Origin of the sequence: Bacteroides sp. ET489 (assembly GCF_030518095.1) — a bacterium.
Taxonomy (GTDB): Bacteria; Bacteroidota; Bacteroidia; order Bacteroidales; family Bacteroidaceae; genus Bacteroides; species Bacteroides ndongoniae.
This window is the reverse complement of sequence record NZ_JAULLJ010000045.1, coordinates 1-20,702: the sequence shown is the minus strand read 5'-3', so window position 1 is coordinate 20,702 and position 20,702 is coordinate 1. Positions and strand designations below refer to the sequence as shown.

Genomic DNA, 20,702 nt, shown 5'->3' with positions numbered 1-20,702 from the left:
TAAAAAACATCTATCTACTCTACTAAATGCGTCTTCTGCCCCATCATTTTTTCCCTAGTTAGGAAAAAATTCCTTCCCAGTTAGGAAAAAATTTTTCTCCAGTTAGAAAAAAATCGCAGCCCAAGTTGGATTTCGAAAGGTTACACAATAACAATAAAAAAGGGCGAACCGAAGTCCGCCCTTTTCCATATTATATATCTGCTATCGTATTATTCAAGAATAACAACACGGTTCAGATAGTTCTTACCGAACATGTTTTCAGTACCACCGAAGCCTACGAGTTCAAGCTGATCACCATTTACGCCTTCAGCAACCAAAGCATCGTAAACAGCCTGTGCACGTTTTTCAGACAACTTCTGGTTCAGAGATACGCTACCAGTAGCCTTATCAGCATAACCTGCAATCTTGTACTTCTTATCCGGATTAGCCTTCAGGATCTTAGCAGCCAACTGGATGTTAACCTTACCGTAGCCGTCGATCTTAGCGCTACCAATCTTGAAGAAGATAGCACGCGGACCAGCAACTTGTACTTCCTTAACAACTTCTTTAACTTCAGGCTTAACGTTAGCCAATGCATTCTTAGCATCAGCCAAGTCAGCTTGAGCTTTTGCCAATTCGCTTCTGTACTTATTGATTTCTTCGTTGATAGCGTCCTTTTCAATCTTAGAAACCAGCGGAACAAACTTCTTACCACCAAATGTATAAGCAGCACCGATTGTCAAACGACCAGTAGCTTCTGCTTTGCGGCAATCGCTTGCATCACCGAAGATAGAAGGAGTTACACCAGCACGAGCTTCCAGATTCAAAGCCCACTTGTCAGTAATGTCATAACCCAATCCTAAACCAACTGTGGCACCGAAACGAGCTTTCAAGCTATGTTCTGAATAAGTATAAGATTGTGCACCTGTAGCAGCATTCAATGTAATATTAGTATCAACTGCCTTACCAAGATTCATTGTAGGACCACCAAACAGATAGAGGTTGAAAGCACGATCCGGATTATAACCACCAAACAAGTTAATCAGATTCAGCATAGCGTCCAGATTGATTTCACCGAACTTCTTGCAATAACCATAGTAACCGTTATCCTGCTTATCCAGGCTTTGCCACAGTCCACCAATCTGACCGCGAACACCCCAAACCGGATTGATATACTTTCCTACTGAAACATTGAAATTGAAAGTCGGAGTATTCATACCATCGTTGAAGACAGCCATACCGCCGACACCAACTCCTACAAAAATATTATCCGAACCTTTCTCGGTATAATATTTATCTTTTTCTTGCGCATTCATTGTCAAGCATGCACCTGCAAGTAACAATGAAGCCATTATAAATTTTCTTTTCATTTTTCTCTCGGTTTAAAATATGACTTGACAAACTAATTAATCAGGAATTACGATACCACCACCGGCGTTGCCACTACCGTGACCGTGACCATGTCCGTGACCTGCAGGTGCATGATCATGACCTGGGATTTGCTGATTATCTTCTATTTTCAAATTGAAAGAAGTATAATCGTCTACTGTTACTGTAGCAATCTGAACTTCCTCTGTAACTTCACCTTCTACCGTAGTAACACGTTTGAAAGTATAAACGGTCGGAACAATTGTATAAACAGCGTTTACTTTTGTCATAGAGTGAGCATAAATTGTCACTTCTTTAGATCTTTGTTCTTCAGTATAAGTTTCATCCAATGTATTTATAAAACCACCAACCAAAGCTTTTTCTTCGAAAGTACAATCTTCAGCAAATGTTTTCTCTACAACTTTAGAGCCACTCTTGAAGGTGTATGAAACAGATTCTTCATAGTAATAATCAGTAACATTCGGGATTTCTACAACATCACCAGCAATATCCTTTGCATCCTCTTCTTTAGCCTCATTCACAATGGTAACTACTGGTTCACCTGGTTCCGGTTCAGCCTGCAGAACGATAGTAGTAGTCAAAGTAAGGAACTGACCAGCTTGCAAAGCAGGAACGTTTACCGTATTAGAACCTTCCAAATTATTATATTTAGCCGTAACGGTAACAGTTTTTGCTTCGATACCAGGATTTCCAACAAATACAGGTCCGTCTGAATAAGTAATAGCGGCCTGATCAGTAACATTTGTTGTAGTTGTTCCGTCTACATAAAGAACTGTCGGGCTGATTGTAGCCTGTGCATTAATAGGATCAACATTAATGTTGAACTCCTCTTTCTCACAAGAAGTAAGAGTTGTAGCCAAAGCTACTACGGCCAGCGCAAACATTGCACCAATACCGTTCAAGAATTTCATTCTTTTCATCTCAATAATAAATTAAAAATTTAACAATTCTGACTTAATAAAATATGGATTAAAACTATTTTCTTTCATTATATTATCGCTCGCCTCAGCTTTATACTGTTTATAGTATTGCTGTTCGTTACCTGCATTATACAAAATTCCAAAATTTCGCGAGAGCATCACCCTCGGCCAATGTTTAGTTCTTTTATACTTATAGGGAGGCAAGGCGACCTGAAAACGCCAACCACCATTGATATTGATCCCTTTTGCTTTCATCGCATAAAGTCCAATAGAGCAATAGCGAAAATGGCGTATGACTTCAAACTTCGCACCCACTTCCTTCTGCAGATACCGTTCTACCTTCAAGTTAAACTGCGTATTGTATAAAGGCCAATAAAAGCTTCCCCCTAACGACCACGTAAAAGTAATGGTAGGATCGTAATGATAAGTAAAAGCATCCCAAAAGCCATTTCCGGTAGCCCCTACCCGTGCCAACAAGGAAAAACGCTCGTCGGGAAAACGATATGCCATATCCAAATCGACACCATACTGGCTGGCATTAAAAAGTCCCGCCGTCAGCTTACCAAAGATATTGTATGGTAAGCGAAAACTTTGCGATACTGTCAAATGCCCCGGATGCACCACCTCTTCCAATCGTCCATATCCGTCATTATAAACAGGAATCACCAACTGACCAGTAAGTTTCATTCCCTTCCACAACGACACTTCTATCGCCGGACTTAAGTCGAACAAAGCTTGATAAATCTGTGTAATAATCAAATTCTTGAACGACAGCTGAGGATAGACCAAAATATCAACCTTAAACAAAGAACTATTTTTCTTCTTTACCTTCCGCATCTTCTTCCAAGTGCCGCCCAAATCGTAACTTACGTGCCAATCACGGCGTTCACCTGTATATACGCTATCTTCCCACACCGGCAGAAAGCAAAGAGAAATCTGAGGGATGTTGTTGTCCAAAACGATAATGCGACAAGGTTTCCCCTCAGGAAGCCCTATTTCACGAATCACATCTACAGCCTTCCCAATCCCCACTCCATTCAAACGGTATGCAGAGTTTTGCAAGGTATATATGCGTTCGTTGCCATCGTCCGCCCATCCAACATTTTCAAAGCCCATCTCAACTAAAGCGTCTACAGTTCTATCCCCATCCTGCGAAAACCCCTTCAAAGGGAATAAACAGAGAAGAAAGAACGCACTATAATAAACTATAAATCCTATAGTTGGGCGCTTAGTTGTATTAGAGCTATTACACCTCATTCGTTTAACTTTCGTATAACAAAAATACGGTGCAAAAATAAATACATTTTTAATAATACCAAAGAAAATCATATGAAAATTGGCCAGTCTGTATCTATTTTTTCACAGATCACATTATTTAGTCATTTAAAGGGAGTACATATCATGTGCTAATGCTATCCGAACCTATTTTTTATTCTAAATATAATCTCTTATACGCATAGCTAATTATTTTCATTTTCCTGATATTCATACAAAACAGTCACTTTATACTGCCATACCACAACATTCTATCTTGATTTTCTTTTTTTTCATTTCATTTTTCTATACGAGCCACAGTTTATTCCTAAACATTCATAAAGCTATTTCTTTTATTCAAAAACAGTGTAACATAAACTACCTACAATAACATTTTAAGACTCCAGCATTAAATATTAGTGCTTTCAATATAATTATTTTCTTCAGAATAGAAGGAGGCAATAATTGCTTTTCACTATGAAACAACTGTTCATACTTTTATGTTCACAGAAGATTCAAAACACTTCATAAAAAAAGCCCGTATTAATATACGAGCTTTACATTATCAATCCAAAAAGTATTTCCTGGAGATCCTATATATGCACCACCATGACTTGAAGTGAATTGGAGCAACAGATGCGTAGGAGTTTCATCGGGCTCCCCCCACGCCACTTCCTTAACCGGCACACTTTCACCCTTACTATTCACTGCATAACGTTCGATTACCTGCAAACGCATCATGTGAGGTTTATACGCAGGATCCCCCGTAATATCACCATACATAATGGCATACGTTGCATTATTGCGCCATTCATCAGTGGTCTTATAATAGCGAACAACCATTGTACCGATACGCTTGGCATAGATATTACCATCTTTATCTTCCCATCGCTTCTGCAAGAAAAGGTTTACCTCAGGAAAGTCTTTTCCCTCCACATCGGTAATGCGACTGAACCCTGTTGCACGAATACGCTTCTCACGGTCGGACATTTTCACTTTATAATCGAACTGAATAGCCACCGGTTTCTTAGTATAAGGTATACCCGAATCCAACATTTTTTGTGGATTCTTCGTTCCTTTGATAGGCTCGTGTACCTCGCCTAAAAACATGGAGCCTGCAGCCAGCACAGTAATATCCACTAATCCAAAGACTTTTACACTCTCCATACGTGTATCCATGCGGGCGCAGAAACCATCTCCCCGTTGTTCAGGAAATACAGAGGTATTTGTCTTCGTAATTCCCGCTACACGTGCCATAACATTTGAAGTAGCCCATGGAGAGCCCCCCATATTCTTATATGCACTGTTGTCTGTAATCGTTTTAGTAGGCCCTATAGCATAAACATGCTTGGTTTCTCCACCAATAATACCCGATTCTTTAATCTGGCGGTCAATCCACTGATCCATATTACCAAAGGGAAGCATTTCTGTTGTATGCTGTTGGGCAGATACCATAGGACAACTCAATGCAAACAACATCCCCCATCCCCATATTTTCTTTTGCAACATAATTCTCCTCCTTTCAATAACAGTTACTTTCTTTAAAGTTCATATCCCCACTGCTTCAACGCAAGTCCCCAATTGTCCTGGACAAGCTGCACAGTGCGGTCATCATACTTATATTTATTCTTCTTATAACCCCTCTTTCCGCCTACATACTTTTCAATATCAGCACGCGAAGCAGCAAAACCTGGTATATTCAGTTCTTTATAGATATGTTCTGTCATCCCCATAGCATCAGCCTCAAAATCCTCAAATTTCACTTCAATCAGGTTGCCTGCAGGAATACACGACTTATCAGCCTCGTATTTATGATACAACTTGGCATATATCGACAATATATTCTGTTCGAGTTGTTCATTGCTAATATCCTGTAGCTTCAAAGGCTGAATTGTATTGGTAAAGAAACTACGCGTACTCTCGAAAACAGTATAAGGATTACGCATCAGATAGATAAATTTCGCATTGGGAAACATTTTCACCAATTCCTTTACACGTCCTGTATGAGGCGGATTCTTACTCAAGAACTGGGTGCCATGGGTATTCCACAACGAAATCTTTATCAACTTGACAAAAGTCTCCTCAAAAACTTTCAATTCAGCATCTGTTATGTCGTCAAAAAGAAGATACTTGTCGGCATATTCTTGCTGATATTTTGGAAGAAACCAAAAGTTATAATAGGTATAGGGCATCATATTGGCCAAGGCAAACTCTTCTTCCTGAGGAAGGTCGACAGCCAACTCCATATTATCAGTCGGACGTTTATCAGGCATCAGCCAGCTCATATTCTTCTTGAAAAAAGGCTGCCCCCACATCATTAGATGTGGAAATACAGTCTGATAAGTTGTATTGTAGCCAAAATGCTTATCGCACGAAAAAACGTTGTGAACAAAAGTAGTCCCACTGCGCCAATGTCCCAAGATAAATACAGGATCGTGCTCCAACGGTTTGTCGGCCAGCATCTTCTCATAGCGTCGGTCTTGCAAAGCGGACAACGGAGACAGCAAACGGCATACCGCCTTCGTCAAACGATACTTACCTTTATATGCAGCATCTATTTCCCTGCCTTCTGTTATGTCCTTAAAAGTCTTCCAGTCAGCACCTACCAATGTATTTATTGGTAATTTACTGAATTCTAATAATCCCATAAACTTTTCCTTATTTAATGACTTTTACTTCAATGCCTTGACGCTCCAGTTCTTTTACAGCCTTTTCGATGACTTCATATTGATCGGAAGCGATTCCCATCTTGGGCAAATTCAATACAGGTACCGATTCATCCAGATGCATGTCCTTATCCTCTATCCGATCGATAATCATGCCGACTGCACTCGTATTGTTACTGATCGGATCAATCAGAATAAAAGAACCTGTAGCCTTGTTTTTCGAGTAAGGGTCGAAAAAGAGTTCTTTAGCCGTAGTCAATACCACACGTGCTATCTGATTCAACTGCATAGGCTCGTCTTTCTTGTCCAGTCGCCCGTTTTCTACAGAAAGATGTTCCATCGTATTGACATCTACCTTATACTTGATATTATCAATGCGTGTACGGCTCAAATTGGTAGTTTGTTTAATGAAAAACGATTTATTCATGTCCATCGGTTCTTCATCCATCCACACCATCATGGCTTCGAAATTGCGATCCATAATAGGCATATTATCAGGATGAACCAGCATTTCACCTCTCGAAACATCAATTTCATCTTCTAAAGTAAGTGTTACCGACTGAGGAGGAAAAGCATACTCTAAATCTCCGTCATAAGTAACAATGCTCTTGATACGTGACTTTTTACCTGAAGGCAAAGCCATAACTTCATCTCCCTTGCGAACAACTCCCGAAGCAACCTTACCACTGAATCCCCGGAAATCAAGATTTGGACGCAATACATACTGAACAGGGAAGCGGAAATCATTCAAATTATGATCATTGTCAATATGCACCGTTTCCAAGAAGTCGAGCAAAGAGCTACCCTGATACCAAGGAGTACGTTCTGATTTTACAACCACATTATCACCTTCCAAAGCAGAAAGTGGAATACATGTCACATCAGGAATACCCAATGGAATAACAAAGTCGAGATAGTCCTTCACAATCTTGTCGAAACACTCTTTCGAAAAGTCTACAAGGTCCATCTTGTTCACCGCCAATACTACATGTTTGATGCCCAGCAGAGAGACCAAAAAAGTATGTCGACGCGTCTGAGTAATAACGCCCGTGCGTGCATCGACCAAAATAATCGCAAGATTGGCAGTAGATCCGCCTGTAATCATATTACGAGTATATTGTTCATGCCCCGGAGTATCGGCAATGATAAACTTTCGATTGTTGGTAGAAAAATAGCGATAGGCCACATCGATGGTAATACCCTGCTCGCGCTCTGCCTTCAATCCATCTAGTAACAAAGCATAATCTATGTGCTCGCCAGCATTTCCCATTCTCTTACTATCACGCTCCAAAGCATCAAGCTGGTCTTCGTACAATTTCTTACTGTCGAACAAAAGCCGGCCTATCAAGGTAGACTTTCCGTCGTCTACCGAACCTGCGGTTAAGAAACGAAGCAGATCTTTCTGTTCATCCTTATCCAAGAATGCCTTTATATCTAAATTATTCTCCATTTTCTTTCATCTTAATAGCCAAAATCCTTAAAAATAACCTTCGCGTTTCTTCTGCTCCATGCTGGCTTCCTGATCGAAGTCTATCACACGTGTAGTACGTTCGCTCTTGGTAGTAGTCATCATCTCTTCTACGATTTTCTCTATCGTATCAGCATTACTTTCTACCGCGCCTGTCAACGGCCAACAGCCCAACGTACGGAAGCGCACCATACGCATCTTGATTTTATCGCGATATTGTTCGGGTAAGCGGTCGTCGTCGGCCATAATCAGATTACCGTCTATCTCTACACAAGGACGTTCCTTGGCGAAATACAAAGGCACAATAGGAATATTCTCCAAACGGATATATTGCCAGATGTCTAGCTCAGTCCAGTTGCTCAATGGGAAGACACGAATACTCTCGCCCTTATGCACACGGGCATTATATATATCCCACAATTCGGGGCGTTGATTCTTCGGATCCCACTGATGGAAGCGGTCACGGAAAGAAAAGATACGCTCTTTGGCACGCGACTTTTCCTCATCACGACGTGCTCCACCAAATGCTGCATCGAATTTATACTTATCGAGCGCATGAAGCAAAGCCTGCGTTTTCATCAAGTCGGTATGCACCTTACTACCGTGCGTAAAGGGGCCTACTCCTGCCCGGAAAGCCTCCATATTGCTCTCAACAATCAGATTCCATCCGTACTTCTTGGCATATTCATCGCGGAACTGGATCATTTCCTTAAACTTCCACTTCGAGTCGATATGCATCAGCGGGAAGGGTACCTTACCCGGATAAAAAGCCTTCTCGGCCAAACGAACCATGACGGACGAATCCTTACCGATGCTATATAACATCACAGGATTCTCGAACTCGGCAGCCACTTCACGTATGATGTGAATCGATTCAGCCTCAAGTTCCTTCAAATGACTTAACTTATAACTTTCTTCCATTTTATACTATTTCTTCTGAATTCTTGGTAAAACAAGCTCCAACAGGCGATTGACCGACTCTTCCAGGCTCAACAACGATGTGTCGAGTGTCAGAGCTGGATGCACCGGTGCTTCAAATGGAGCAGATATTCCTGTAAAGTTTTTAATCTCACCACGGCGTGCTTTGGCATAAAGCCCTTTGACATCCCGCCGTTCACACTCCTCAAGCGGAGTGCTAACATATATCTCCAGAAAGTCTTCCTTTCCTATAATGTTAGCAGCCATTTCGCGAATATCATTGTTAGGGCTGATAAAAGCGGCGATTGTCACAATGCCCGTATCAATAAACAGTTTGGATACCTCAGCTATACGACGGATGTTTTCCACCCGATCTGCCTCCGAAAAACCCAGATTGTTATTAATACCCGAACGGATGTTATCACCATCCAATATGCGACACAGTAACCCTCGCTTGTGCAATTCACGCTCCAACGCTATGGCAATGGTACTTTTACCCGATCCGCTCAGGCCTGTAAACCAAACCATCACCCCGTGTTGTCTTAAAAGCGATTCTTTATCCTGCCTTGTCAGCATTCTGTCAAAGATAGGATATATATGATTTTCATTCTCTGTCATAATCCTTACGAATTAAAATGGCCAAATCAATGGCACAAGAAAAATTGAAATTAAGAATGTAATAATATTCAATGGTAAACCAATACGTACAAAATCTGTAAACTTATAATTTCCTATACCTTGCACAATCAGGTTAGTCTGATATCCAATCGGAGTAGAGAAACTGGCCGACGCTGCCATACAGATCACAACAAAAAATGGCATCGGATCGACTCCCAATTGAGAAGAAATAGACAATGCTAACGGAAATGCCAAAGCCGCCGCCGCATTATTAGTAATCAGTTCTGTAAACAAGTTTGTTATGATGAACACTGCTGCCAGTAATACTTGAGGACCATAATGCTCGGTCATACCTATGATATAGCTTGCCACCGCATCAGCCACTCCCGAATTGACCATTGCCTTGCTGATCGCAAAAGCACAAGCAATCGTTATCAGGATATCCCACGAAATGTACTTCGTATATTTGCGAGCAGGGAAAATCTTCGTCCATGCCATAATAATAGTAGTCACAGAAACAAAGAAAAACATATCTAATTTTATTTCAGGAAACATTTCTTTCACAATAGGCAATTCGCCTACGGTAGCTCCTACAATCATCAGAATCAACAACGTCAGGGCAAACCACCGTTTTCTTTTGCTAGGAACAGGCTCTGTATCTTTGCCATTGGCCAAGAGCACAAAGACTGAAGATTCGCCCCACGTCTGCACAAACGAGTCATCGGCCATCAACACAAGCGTATCTCCTTCACGAAAATGTTCTCCTTCCAGATTTCGAGCAATGCTCTGGCCATTACGCTTTATTTCCTTGACCTCCGCGCCATAATGCCGTTTGAAGTTGAAGTCCTTTAACTTTTTATTAATACCAGGGAAACGAGCGCCCAACACGACCTCGACAGTATGCAAATCACTGTTATGTTCTTCGGCCTCTTCTTCATCCTTCACAGCATCTTTACGCGTATCTGGCAATAGTTTAGAAGAGAAAAGCAACAGATAAATGATTCCTGCCACTGCAATGAATATACCCACTTTTCCCAACTCAAACATCGTAAATCCTTCGTGTCCCGACTCAAGTATCATACCATGCACTACCAGATTTGTCGACGTACCTATCAACGTACAGATACCTCCTAAAATCGTAACATAAGAAAGCGGTATCAGAAATTTCGTAGCAGGCAATTTCACCGATTCGGCCCAACGTTTAATAATAGGTGCAAAAATAACCACTACCGGTGTGTTATTCAAAAAAGCCGATATAAATGATATGGTAGGCAACATGCGCAATTGTGCCTTGAAAACAGTGGTTTTCCCTTGTGGAAGCAATCGCTTGATAAGCTGTCCCAATGCACCTGACTGACGAATACCTTCGCTTACCAGAAACAGCATCGCTACCGTTATCATCCCCTTGTTGCTGAAACCTTCAAGCATTTCTTTCGGAGTCAGAATACCTGCACAAAGGAATAATACGACAACTGAAAACAAGATCATGCCCGGACGCATTTTATCCAACACCAAGGCAATCACCATCCCAACCAGGGCCAAAAGCACAAATGCAATTTCAAATGTCATACAATCACTATTTTATTTCACGTTCATGTTTCTTCTCTACCACAAACCAAGGATTAAGCAAATCCTGTTTGTTGTATTGCAAAGGAAGATCGGTTTCCGCCTGATAAACTTCCATTCCTGCAGCGCTTGCAATGGCATGTCCGGCAGCAGTATCCCATTCCATTGTAGGAGCAAAACGCGGATATACATCAGCACGACCTTCGGCAACCAGACATATCTTCAGCGAGCTACCTATCGATACCAGTTCCAAATCGCCATGCACAGCACGCATTTTATCGATATAAATTTCGGTTTCGGGAGTCAGATGAGAGCGAGATGCCACCATCACAAAATTGGTACGAGAAATGCTTTTATCCGGCAAACGCACGGCTTCGCTTATCAAGTCGTCCAAGCTTTTGTGATCCAAGTCTTTTATTCCTTCTATCTTATAAGCTCCCAATGTATCTTCCGCAAAATAAAGAACTTTCTTCACTGGAACATAAATGACTCCCATCACAGGTTTTCCTTTAAGGACCAACGCTATATTTACCGTAAACTCTCCATTTCGTTTGATAAACTCCTTGGTTCCATCAAGTGGATCCACAATCCACAAAGTCTCCCAGCCGTTTCTCATTTCAAAAGGCAAACTTTTACCTTCTTCGCTCAATATAGGAAAAGGAGTATCTTTCAAGATTTCCACAATTGTCTCGTGAGCTTTTCTGTCGGCTATCGTTAAAGGTGAATTATCAGCTTTCCTCTCGACCTGAAAATCCGATGACGGATCATTATAAATGGAGAGTATCTGTCCTCCTGCCCGCAAGGCAGCTTCAATAGCGTTCAAAATATAGTGCTGTTCCATCGCTTTCATATCTTATTCTATGATAAAGCACAAAAGTAGAAAACTTTCCCCGTAAGGAAAGTTTTCTACTTCATTTTATAACTTCTTTTAATATTATACAAACTCTTGTGCTGCCTTGTCATCATTGAGCCTCAGCCCATTCCTTAGCACCACGCTCCTTCAGCTTGGCAGTAAAGGCACGTGCTTTCTCCATTGCTGCTTTTTCATCTTCAGGAGAAGCATAAGCATGTTTGTAGCCCTTGATTTTATCCCATTCGCCACGGGTGAAATCGGGTATTGCTACCGAAGCACAATTGTTATCCATCGACAACTCGCCCAATTCGGCCAAACAGCACCATTCTGCCAGATCGTATACATCCATATCCAGCGGCAAACCGTTTTGGAGACAATATACCAAACGGCTATCCATAATAAAGTCCATACCTCCATGTCCACCAACTTCTTTTGCCATTTCACCATATTTCTTCAGGATAGGATGCTGATATTTTTCTACCAATGCATCCATTTCTGCTTTCGGCATAAAACCATGTGAATTCAGATTATCCACCTTCGGAGCAACGCCTGATGCTTTCATCTGGTCAGCATCCAACGCATATCCTTCAACCGGATATTTATTGGCGAAACCCTTGGTTCCTGTCAGCTGATAGAGACGATTGTAAGGCTGCGGCGTCATCACGTTATGTTGAATTTCGATCACCTTACCTTTTTCCGTACGAATCAATGTTGTTGTGTGATCACCATTGCGGAAGTCTTCGCACGGTTGTTTTGTTCTTTCCTCTACTAACGCCTTACCTACCACCGACTTCGTATCCATAGCAACCAGCGTTTTCATACGATCGCCACGATGAATATCCAATGCTTGTGCTACAGGACCCAGACCATGTGTCGGATATACATCACCACGATGTTTCATATTATACTCCAAGCGCCAGCCCAACTTATCGCTTTCTCCATTCTTCCAATAATAATCCCAGAAAGCGTCCAGATTGTGAATGTATGCTCCCTGCGCACGGATCACTTCACCAAACACGCCCTGCTGAGCCATGTTAAGCGTATTCATTTCGAACCAGTCGTAGCAACAATTCTCCAATATCATACAATGCTTGCGTGTTTTCTCGCTCATATCAATCAGTGTCCAGCAGTCTTTCAGATTCATCGCCGAGGGCACTTCTATCGCTACATTCTTTCCATTCTCCATCGCACACAATGCTACAGGGAAATGATGAAGCCAGTCGGTAGCAATATAAACCAAGTCGATATCATCACGCTTGCACAATTCTTCATAACCTTTCTCGCCATAATAAACAGCGGCTTTCGGCATTGATGCATTCTTCAAGTATTTCTGGCAAGCTTCCGCTCTTTCTTTCTCATAATCGCACAGGGCTACAATCTCCACACCTGGGATGTATGTAAAGCGCTCTACTGCACCAGGACCACGCATACCCAATCCAACGAAACCTACACGTACAACTTCCATTTTCGGAAGAGCCAGACCAATCACACTCTGTTGTCCTGCCGGACGCTCAGGAGTCTCAACCACAATAGTACCTTTATCCCAGCTCCATTTTGTACCATTTTCTGATACTTGCTGTTCTGCTGTTTTCGTGCTATTGCAAGCAGTCAATGCCAAGCATGCACACAACACCAAAAAACCGATTTTTCTCATACAAATTTATCTTTTAGGGTGAATAATCAAACAACTGCCAAAAATACGTTTTTTTTCTTAAATACAGAATTATTAGAGAATAAAAAAGCGGCAACTTCCCAGTCACCGCCCCGATATGAAAGGTTTTCAACCCTTTCTATAAAATTACCAAAAAGAATTTCTGTTATTAGTTGATGCGATACAGCAACCAAGATCCTTGGAAATCATCACGATTAGGATACTTAGCCTTGAAAGCGTCGCGAGCCTTAGCGGCCGATGCTCTGTCGGCAAATGTGCTTACAACTACACGATACATAGCTTTCTCCGAATTGAATACAATGATAGCGTTATATCCTTCTTTATCCAAGAAGCTCTTAAGATTATCCGCATTGGCTTTTACTCCAAAGCTTCCGCACACTACGCTGTAATCCTTTAAGCCATTTTCATTGCCTGTTACAACTGTAACTTTCTCCTGACGTACATCAGCCGCCGGTGCACTTTCTACCACCTTCGTTTCTACAGGGGCGCTTACTACCGGAGCTACTTCTTCTGCCGGAGTTACATTCTGGCTATCAGCCAATTCCTGCTGTTTAGCTTTCTCGTAGGCCTTTTTATAAGCACTTTCACTCGACTTACAGGAGGAGAATGCCAATAGCACGCACACTCCCATACCTAAAACTGCTAATTTTCTCATCTTCTTATAGTTTTTTATTTAATAACAATCATCCTTAGTGTTCAAAATTGGCGGCAAATTAATAGAAAAATCGCCATCTTTCAAAGGATAATGCACAAAAAGTGCAAAGTTCCTTTCATTTAAGGAGCAAAGGTACGCCAATAGCCTCAAATGCAGGTATGGCAATCCCGTTAAATAACATTAAACATAAGCAGAACTTACAAATCTGCCACAAAAAAACGACCGAAACAGAAGAAACTTCAAAAAAAAACATTAGTTTTGTAGCTATAGAAACCTAATAAAAAGAAAGGAGTATAGTATGAAAGGATTAAATGTTTTAGCAGCTTTTTTAGGCGGTGCGGTAGTAGGTGCAGCCGTTGGTATTCTATTCGCTCCGGAAAAGGGAGAAGACACCCGTCAGAAGATTGCAGATATTCTGCGTAAGAAGGGCATCCGCCTGAACCGAAACGAAATGGAAGATCTGGTCGACGAAATTGCTTCTGAAATAAAAGCAGAGGCAGCTGAATAAGAATCATTCTAATAAAAGACAAAGCCATCATGTTTGCAGACGATAAAAGCATTGAAAACATACAGCAACTGTTTATTGAGTTCAAGAAATATCTGGAGTTGCAAAAGCAATACACCAAGCTGGAGATCACCGAAAAGCTGACCGTATTGCTTTCCACACTCATACTGGTGCTGACGGTTATCATACTGGGCATGGTGGCTTTGTTTTACTTATCCTTCACAATCGCCTACATGCTGACTCCCTACGTGGGAGGCGTAACGACAAGCTTCGGCATCATCGCTTGCTTCCACGTTCTGCTCATCGTGCTGCTTGTCAGCTTCCGAAAAACGATCATCATCAATCCCATGCTGAAGTTTATCGCAGGGCTATTCTTTGACAAAACAACCAATAACGACAAATAACAGGCTATGGATCAAAACAATACCCCCACCCCTCCGCTGACACTCGAAAGCATCGCACAGCAGAAGAAAGAACTGCGCCAGGCCATTCTTCAGCAAAAAGAGGTTATGACTGAGCTAACCCGCAGCCTCGTTGCACCACTTGCCCCTGCCACAAGCAAGACGGGCGCCATCATGCGAGCCTTCAATACGGGCATGGCTGTATTCGACGGAGCCATGATGGGGCTGAAGCTCATGAAAAGGCTCAGAAGATTCTTAAGAAAATACTAAGCCCGATACAGAAAACTACATTAAGGTATATAATACATATATACAAAAGAAGGCACTCATCATTCCTCGAAAAACGACAGTGCCTTCCCGTATAGAAATCTTTATCTATTCTCTACAGACATCACACATACGTTTCGAGCAACTTCACCCTGCCGTCGGGAGTAATCGTTACCTCTTGCGTAGAAGCCGGCAGCAATATTGTTTCGCCCGCACACAACGTCAGTTCATTCTTACTGTCGTCGGTTATCTTACAAGAACCCTCCGTACAGATGAAAATCACAAAAGAATCGAGCTCCGAATAGTCGCAAGTGATTTCTTCTGTCATATCGTAAACCGAAGTCGTGAAATACGGACTTGCTACTACTTCTATCGGCTCGTTTTCGGTCAGTTCGTACTCCGTACGGAAGTCATCCTGCACATCGGCAAAGTTGATGGCATCCATCGCCTGGTTGGTATGCAGCTCTCTGGTCTTGCCGTTCTGGTCTTTTCTATTATAGTCGAAAATACGATAAGTCACGTCCGAAGTCTGCTGGATTTCCGCAATGAAAGAACCGGCGCCAATCCCATGCACCCGACCGGCCGGCACATAGAAAACATCGCCCGGCTTGATCTCGCACGTCTGCAAAACTTCAGCAAAGGTGCCATTGTACACCCTCTCCTTGTACTCCTTGGGGGTAATCTGTTCGGCGAATCCTGAAATCAGCTTTGCACCCTTGTCGGCCGCAATCACATACCACATTTCGTTTTTGCCAAAGCTATTGTGTCTTTTTCTTGCCAGCTCGTCGTTGGGGTGCACCTGAATCGACAAATCCAGCTTCGCATCAATAAACTTGATGAGCAAAGGGAATTTATTGCCGAAGCGCATATAATTGGCTTCTCCCACTAACTCTTCTTTATATTTTCTGACCATTTCGGGCAGTGTCAAGCCCTTGTCAGCTCCATTTGCTACGACAGACTCGCTCCCTTCTACAGCAGAGATTTCCCAGCTTTCACCCACATTGGGCAAATTTTCATTCAAATGTTTGAACGGGATGATTTTATCACCTCCCCAAAGCGTCTGCTTCAAGATAGGCTCAAATTTTAGAGGATACATTCGTTGTTTTTCGTTAAATGTTCAATAAAAACATAAGTATTTTTAAATTATGGCGGCAAACATACAAAAAATATTCATTCGATTCAAGGACGCAAAACGCTAAACTTTCCTAAAATGTTTTCCACATTTCATTCCAATTACTTGGGTATACAAAAGAATTTCTTTTTATTTGCAAGAAATTTAATTAATACCACGTTTATGATAAACACTACCCCAACAGAAAGCAATTTGTCCGGATTGGACAGAAAGGACTTTCAAAAGGAAATAGATAGTAAAAAGACAGATCTGTTTATCCTTAAGAATGCATTAGGAATGGAAGTTGCAGTAACCAATTACGGATGCGCCATCCTTTCCATCATGGTTCCCGACAAAAAGGGACAGTATGCCAACGTCGTTTTAGGACACGACAATATTGAAAGCGTCATCCACAGTCCCGAACCCTTCCTGAACACCACCATCGGACGATACGGCAACCGAATTGCCAAAGGAGAGTTCACCCTGTATGGCGAAAAACACCAGCTGGCCATCAACAACGGACCCAACTCCCTGCACGGTGGTCCCACAGGCTTCCACACACGCGTATGGGATGCTGTACAACCCGATCCGACAACCGTCATCTTCAACTACACATCGGCCGACGGCGAAGAAGGCTTCCCCGGCAACCTGAAAGTAGAAATGACCTATCGCCTGGAGAACGAAGCAAACGCTCTGGTAATCGAATACAGAGCCACTACCGACAAGGCTACGGTAGTCAACCTGACCAACCACGGCTTCTTCAACCTGGCCGGCATAGCCAACCCCACTCCTACCGTTCTGAACAACATTGTTACCATCAACGCCGACTTCTACGTCCCCATCGACGAGGTATCCATCCCGACGGGCGAAATCAGCAAGGTAGAAGGCACTCCGATGGACTTCCGCACACCGCATACCATTGGCGAACGCATCGACGAGCCATTCCAGCAGCTGATCAACGGCACTGGCTACGACCACTGCTATGTGCTTAACAAGACCGAGGCGGGCGAATTGAGCCTGGCAGCCACCTGCACCGAGCCTGAAAGTGGACGAACCATGGAAGTGTATACGACCGAAAACGGCGTACAGGTGTACACTGGCAACTGGCTGGGCGGATTTGCAGGCGCACACGGCGCTACCTTCCCTGCCCGAAGCGCAGTCTGCTTCGAAGCACAATGCTTCCCCGACACCCCCAACAAGCCGCACTTCCCCTCGTGCGTATTGCTGCCGGGCGATGAATACCAGCAGATTACCGTTTACAAGTTTGGGGTAACAGAATCGTGACCAACCATGTTTTGAAACTAACTTAATATAATTATAAACTCCTAACTTTTTCAAAAAACCATGACACAACAAAAACAGAACGGTAATCTCGTCGCAATTATTACCATGTTCTTTATTTTTGCGATGATCTCTTTCGTAACCAATCTTGCCGCACCCTTCGGTACGATATGGAAAAATCAATATGCCGGTGCCAACACACTGGGTATGATGGGTAACATGATGAACTTCCTGGCCTACCTCTTCATGGGTATCCCGGCTGGTAACATGCTTGTCAAAATCGGCTACAAGAAGACCGCCCTCATCGCGATGGCCGTCGGCTTCATCGGCCTCTTCATCCAGTATCTGTCTAGCCTCGTAGGCGCCAATGTCGACGTCTTCTCGCTGGGCGAATACGCCATCAAGCTCAACTTCATCATCTACCTGCTCGGAGCCTTCGTCTGCGGTTTCTGCGTATGTATGCTCAACACCGTGGTGAACCCCATGCTGAACCTTCTCGGAGGCGGCGGCAACAAGGGTAACCAGCTGATTCAGACAGGTGGTGCGCTGAACTCGCTGTCGGGCACACTGACTCCGCTCTTCGTAGGCGCCCTGATCGGCACAGTAACTTCGAAAACCGCCATGTCCGACGTAGCCCCGCTGCTGTTCATCGCGATGGCCGTATTCGTAGCTGCCTTCATCATCATTTCGTTCGTATCCATCCCTGAGCCCCACCTCAGAAAAGGCGGCGCACAGAAGGAAAAATTCGAATACAGCCCCTGGAGCTTCCGCCACACCGTATTGGGCGTTATCGGTATCTTCATCTATGTAGGTATCGAAATCGGTATCCCCGGCACGCTCAACTTCTACCTGGCCGACGCTTCGAGCAAGGGAGCCGGCATCCTTATCAACGGTGCTGCCATCGGTGGAGCCATCGCTGCCATCTACTGGCTGCTGATGCTTGTCGGACGTTCGGCCAGTAGCGCCATCAGCGGTAAGGTGTCTACCCGCACTCAGCTGATTGTCGTTTCGGCCACAGCCATCGTACTCATCGTCATCGCCATGTTCTTGCCCAAGAACATCGGTATCGATGTGCCCAAGATCGTTTACGACCCCGTAGCCAAAACTACCGAAATCCTGACCAACGCTGGTGTTCCTGCCGACCAGATCTCTGCCTTCATCGCCAACCCCGCATCGGTCGACCTCTCGTCGTATGCCGAAGCACTGAAGGAAGAAGCCGCTATGGCTCCCGAAGAAATGGTAGGCTCGCTGGCCACTCCGAAGGTACCCCTGAGCGCCTTCCTGCTGGTATTGTGCGGACTCTGCACATCGGTCATGTGGGGCGGTATCTTCAACCTGGCTGTTGAAGGACTGGGCAAGTACACCGCACAGGCATCGGGCATCTTCATGATGATGGTAGTAGGTGGCGGTATCCTGCCGCTCATCCAGAACGCTATCGCCGACGGCGTAGGCTACATGGCAAGCTACTGGCTCATCATCGCCGGTCTGGCCTATCTGCTGTACTACGGCCTGGTAGGATGCAAGAACGTCAACAAGAACATTCCAGTAGAATAATAGAAGAAGAGAAAAACACATATAGGTAATTTTAATTATTCACCTTATTAAAAATATTAGTATTATGGATATAGAATACGTAAGAAGCCGTTTCATCAAGCATTTTGATGGAACAACAGGAGCAGTTTACGCTTCTCCGGGTCGCATTAATCTTATCGGCGAACATACCGACTACAACGGCGGTTTTGTATTCCCTGGAGCAATCGATAAAGGCATGATAGCCGAAATCAAGCCAAACGGTACCAACATCGTGAAGGCTTACTCCATCGACCTGAAAGATTATGTAGAATTTGGTTTGGAAGAGGCTGACGCTCCTCGTGCAAGCTGGGCAAGATATATCTTCGGCGTTTGCCGCGAAATGATCAAGCGTGGTGTAGAAGTAAAAGGCTTCAACACTGCTTTTGCAGGCGACGTTCCCCTGGGTGCCGGCATGTCTTCATCGGCCGCCCTCGAAAGCACGTATGCTTATGCCCTGAACGACCTCTTCGGCGACAACAAGATCGACAAGTTCGAGCTGGCCAAGGTAGGACAGGCTACCGAGCACAACTACTGCGGCGTGAACTGCGGTATCATGGACCAGTTTGCTTCCGTATTTGGCAAGAAAGGCCATCTGATCCGCCTCGACTGCCGTTCGCTCGAATACCAGTACTTCCCCTTCGACCCGCAAGGCTATCGCCTGGTGTTGGTTGACTCGGTGGTGAAGCACGAACTGGCATCGTCGGCCTACAACAAGCGCCGTCAGAGCTGCGAAGCCGTTGTGGCTGCTGTTCAGAAGAAGCATCCGCACGTTGAGTTCCTGCGCGACTGCACGATGGAAATGCTGAACGAAGTCAAAGCCGAAGTCAGCGAAGAAGACTACATGCGTGCCGAATACGTCATCGAAGAAATCCAACGCGTGCTCGACGTTTGCGACGCTCTGGAAAGAGGCGACTACGAAACCGTTGGCCAGAAGATGTACGAAACTCACCACGGCATGAGCAAGCTGTACGAAGTAAGCTGCGAAGAGCTCGACTTCCTGAACGACTTGGCATTCGACTGCGGTGTAACCGGATCGCGCGTCATGGGTGGCGGATTTGGCGGATGCACCATCAACCTGGTGAAGGAAGAACTGTATTCTACATTCATCAACAAAGCAAAAGAAGACTTCAAGAACAAGTTTGGCCGTAGCCCGAAGATCTACGACGTAGTGATCAGCGACGGCGCAAGACGCTTGGAATAAAAAAAAAGCGGGTTGAAAGACTCGTGTTTTTCATAATTAAATAATCAATTGGTTAAAAGTAGGAAGGAAACCGTGAGGCTTTCTTCCTACATCTTTTTTAGCGTCAGCTCACCCTGATCCCGGTCAGTATCATTTTTTTATGTTTAATATATACTTGTAAGTACTGTAATTACCACAGTTGTAACTATTATTGTTTAAGAAACAGTGCACCCAACTATTTACAATAAAATGATTACACTATTAAATTTCCCAAAATGAAGTGTTACACAATTATAGTATGCGTAAACCAACTCTGAAATAAAAAACAGAGAATTTACAAAGATAAAAAGGCATATATATAAACTCCTATTAATCATCAATTTACAACAAATTAGTTTTATTATCATTAATCTTCTATTTTACTAAC

The 20,702-nt window shown here is 43.5% G+C and carries 18 protein-coding genes and 2 pseudogenes; 7 read left to right on the top strand and 13 right to left on the bottom strand.

The annotated features are described in order from the left end of the window. Nucleotides 1-209: 209 nt before the first annotated feature. The 12 genes from Q3C19_RS16315 to Q3C19_RS16260 form a co-directional block, all read right to left on the bottom strand. Nucleotides 210-1,349, bottom strand: coding sequence for an OmpA family protein (locus tag Q3C19_RS16315; protein WP_302730725.1), 1,140 nt, complete (start codon nt 1,347-1,349; stop codon nt 210-212). A 36-nt stretch (nt 1,350-1,385) separates the two neighbouring features. Further along, on the bottom strand, nt 1,386-2,279 hold the full coding sequence (locus tag Q3C19_RS16310) for a DUF3869 domain-containing protein (protein ID WP_287641786.1): 894 nt from the start codon (nt 2,277-2,279) through the stop codon (nt 1,386-1,388). A gap of 21 nt (nt 2,280-2,300) precedes the next feature. Next, nucleotides 2,301-3,545 carry a hypothetical protein gene (locus Q3C19_RS16305; protein WP_071150755.1) on the bottom strand — a complete coding sequence of 415 codons (1,245 nt, stop codon included), beginning with the start codon at nt 3,543-3,545 and terminating at the stop codon, nt 2,301-2,303. A 540-nt stretch (nt 3,546-4,085) separates the two neighbouring features. After that, the gene (locus tag Q3C19_RS16300; RefSeq protein WP_302730723.1) at nt 4,086-5,051 is read right to left on the bottom strand and encodes a PCMD domain-containing protein; all 966 of its coding nucleotides are present in this window, start codon (nt 5,049-5,051) and stop codon (nt 4,086-4,088) included. Between the two features lie 32 nt (nt 5,052-5,083). After that, nucleotides 5,084-6,190, bottom strand: coding sequence for a sulfotransferase (locus tag Q3C19_RS16295; RefSeq protein WP_302730721.1), 1,107 nt, complete (start codon nt 6,188-6,190; stop codon nt 5,084-5,086). A gap of 10 nt (nt 6,191-6,200) precedes the next feature. Continuing rightward, the gene (cysN, locus tag Q3C19_RS16290) at nt 6,201-7,658 is read right to left on the bottom strand and encodes a sulfate adenylyltransferase subunit CysN (protein ID WP_071149932.1); all 1,458 of its coding nucleotides are present in this window, start codon (nt 7,656-7,658) and stop codon (nt 6,201-6,203) included. A gap of 27 nt (nt 7,659-7,685) precedes the next feature. Next, entirely contained in the window at nt 7,686-8,597 is a 912-nt protein-coding gene (cysD, locus tag Q3C19_RS16285) for a sulfate adenylyltransferase subunit CysD (RefSeq protein WP_022162958.1), read from the bottom strand. A gap of 6 nt (nt 8,598-8,603) precedes the next feature. Further along, a complete protein-coding gene (cysC, locus tag Q3C19_RS16280; RefSeq protein ID WP_071149933.1) occupies nt 8,604-9,212 on the bottom strand; it encodes an adenylyl-sulfate kinase in 609 nt (202 codons plus the stop codon). Nucleotides 9,213-9,224: 12 nt separating this feature from the next. Then, nucleotides 9,225-10,781 carry an SLC13 family permease gene (locus Q3C19_RS16275; RefSeq protein WP_022162960.1) on the bottom strand — a complete coding sequence of 519 codons (1,557 nt, stop codon included), beginning with the start codon at nt 10,779-10,781 and terminating at the stop codon, nt 9,225-9,227. A gap of 7 nt (nt 10,782-10,788) precedes the next feature. After that, complete coding sequence (gene cysQ, locus Q3C19_RS16270; RefSeq protein ID WP_277121585.1) at nt 10,789-11,619, bottom strand: 3'(2'),5'-bisphosphate nucleotidase CysQ; 831 nt, start codon at nt 11,617-11,619, stop codon at nt 10,789-10,791. A gap of 121 nt (nt 11,620-11,740) precedes the next feature. Further along, on the bottom strand, nt 11,741-13,285 hold the full coding sequence (locus Q3C19_RS16265) for a Gfo/Idh/MocA family protein (protein WP_071149935.1): 1,545 nt from the start codon (nt 13,283-13,285) through the stop codon (nt 11,741-11,743). Between the two features lie 166 nt (nt 13,286-13,451). Next, on the bottom strand, nt 13,452-13,958 hold the full coding sequence (locus Q3C19_RS16260; RefSeq protein WP_022162963.1) for an SPOR domain-containing protein: 507 nt from the start codon (nt 13,956-13,958) through the stop codon (nt 13,452-13,454). A 298-nt stretch (nt 13,959-14,256) separates the two neighbouring features. Here Q3C19_RS16260 and Q3C19_RS16255 point away from each other — a divergent pair, with 298 nt between their 5' ends. The 3 genes from Q3C19_RS16255 to Q3C19_RS16245 are packed head-to-tail and all read left to right on the top strand — an operon-like array spanning nt 14,257 to nt 15,134. Then, a complete protein-coding gene (locus tag Q3C19_RS16255) occupies nt 14,257-14,466 on the top strand; it encodes a YtxH domain-containing protein (protein ID WP_022162965.1) in 210 nt (69 codons plus the stop codon). A 29-nt stretch (nt 14,467-14,495) separates the two neighbouring features. Further along, nucleotides 14,496-14,867 carry a phage holin family protein gene (locus Q3C19_RS16250; RefSeq protein WP_071149936.1) on the top strand — a complete coding sequence of 124 codons (372 nt, stop codon included), beginning with the start codon at nt 14,496-14,498 and terminating at the stop codon, nt 14,865-14,867. Between the two features lie 6 nt (nt 14,868-14,873). Beyond that, the gene (locus tag Q3C19_RS16245; protein ID WP_022162967.1) at nt 14,874-15,134 is read left to right on the top strand and encodes a hypothetical protein; all 261 of its coding nucleotides are present in this window, start codon (nt 14,874-14,876) and stop codon (nt 15,132-15,134) included. Between the two features lie 121 nt (nt 15,135-15,255). Here Q3C19_RS16245 and Q3C19_RS16240 read toward each other — a convergent pair whose 3' ends face one another. Then, the gene (locus tag Q3C19_RS16240) at nt 15,256-16,227 is read right to left on the bottom strand and encodes a type I phosphomannose isomerase catalytic subunit (protein ID WP_277121546.1); all 972 of its coding nucleotides are present in this window, start codon (nt 16,225-16,227) and stop codon (nt 15,256-15,258) included. A 198-nt stretch (nt 16,228-16,425) separates the two neighbouring features. On the opposite strand from Q3C19_RS16240, the gene Q3C19_RS16235 reads away from it, so the two are divergent. The 4 genes and pseudogenes from Q3C19_RS16235 (at nt 16,426) to galK (ending at nt 20,296) form a co-directional block, all read left to right on the top strand. Beyond that, nucleotides 16,426-17,526 carry an aldose epimerase family protein gene (locus tag Q3C19_RS16235; RefSeq protein WP_022162470.1) on the top strand — a complete coding sequence of 367 codons (1,101 nt, stop codon included), beginning with the start codon at nt 16,426-16,428 and terminating at the stop codon, nt 17,524-17,526. 60 nt (nt 17,527-17,586) lie between these two features. Further along, nucleotides 17,587-18,600: pseudogene (locus tag Q3C19_RS16230) on the top strand (MFS transporter); the annotation flags it as partial. A gap of 183 nt (nt 18,601-18,783) precedes the next feature. Continuing rightward, nucleotides 18,784-19,077, top strand: a pseudogene (locus tag Q3C19_RS18460) (MFS transporter); the annotation flags it as partial. Between the two features lie 64 nt (nt 19,078-19,141). Further along, the gene (gene galK / locus Q3C19_RS16225; protein ID WP_022162467.1) at nt 19,142-20,296 is read left to right on the top strand and encodes a galactokinase; all 1,155 of its coding nucleotides are present in this window, start codon (nt 19,142-19,144) and stop codon (nt 20,294-20,296) included. Nucleotides 20,297-20,702: the final 406 nt, after the last annotated feature.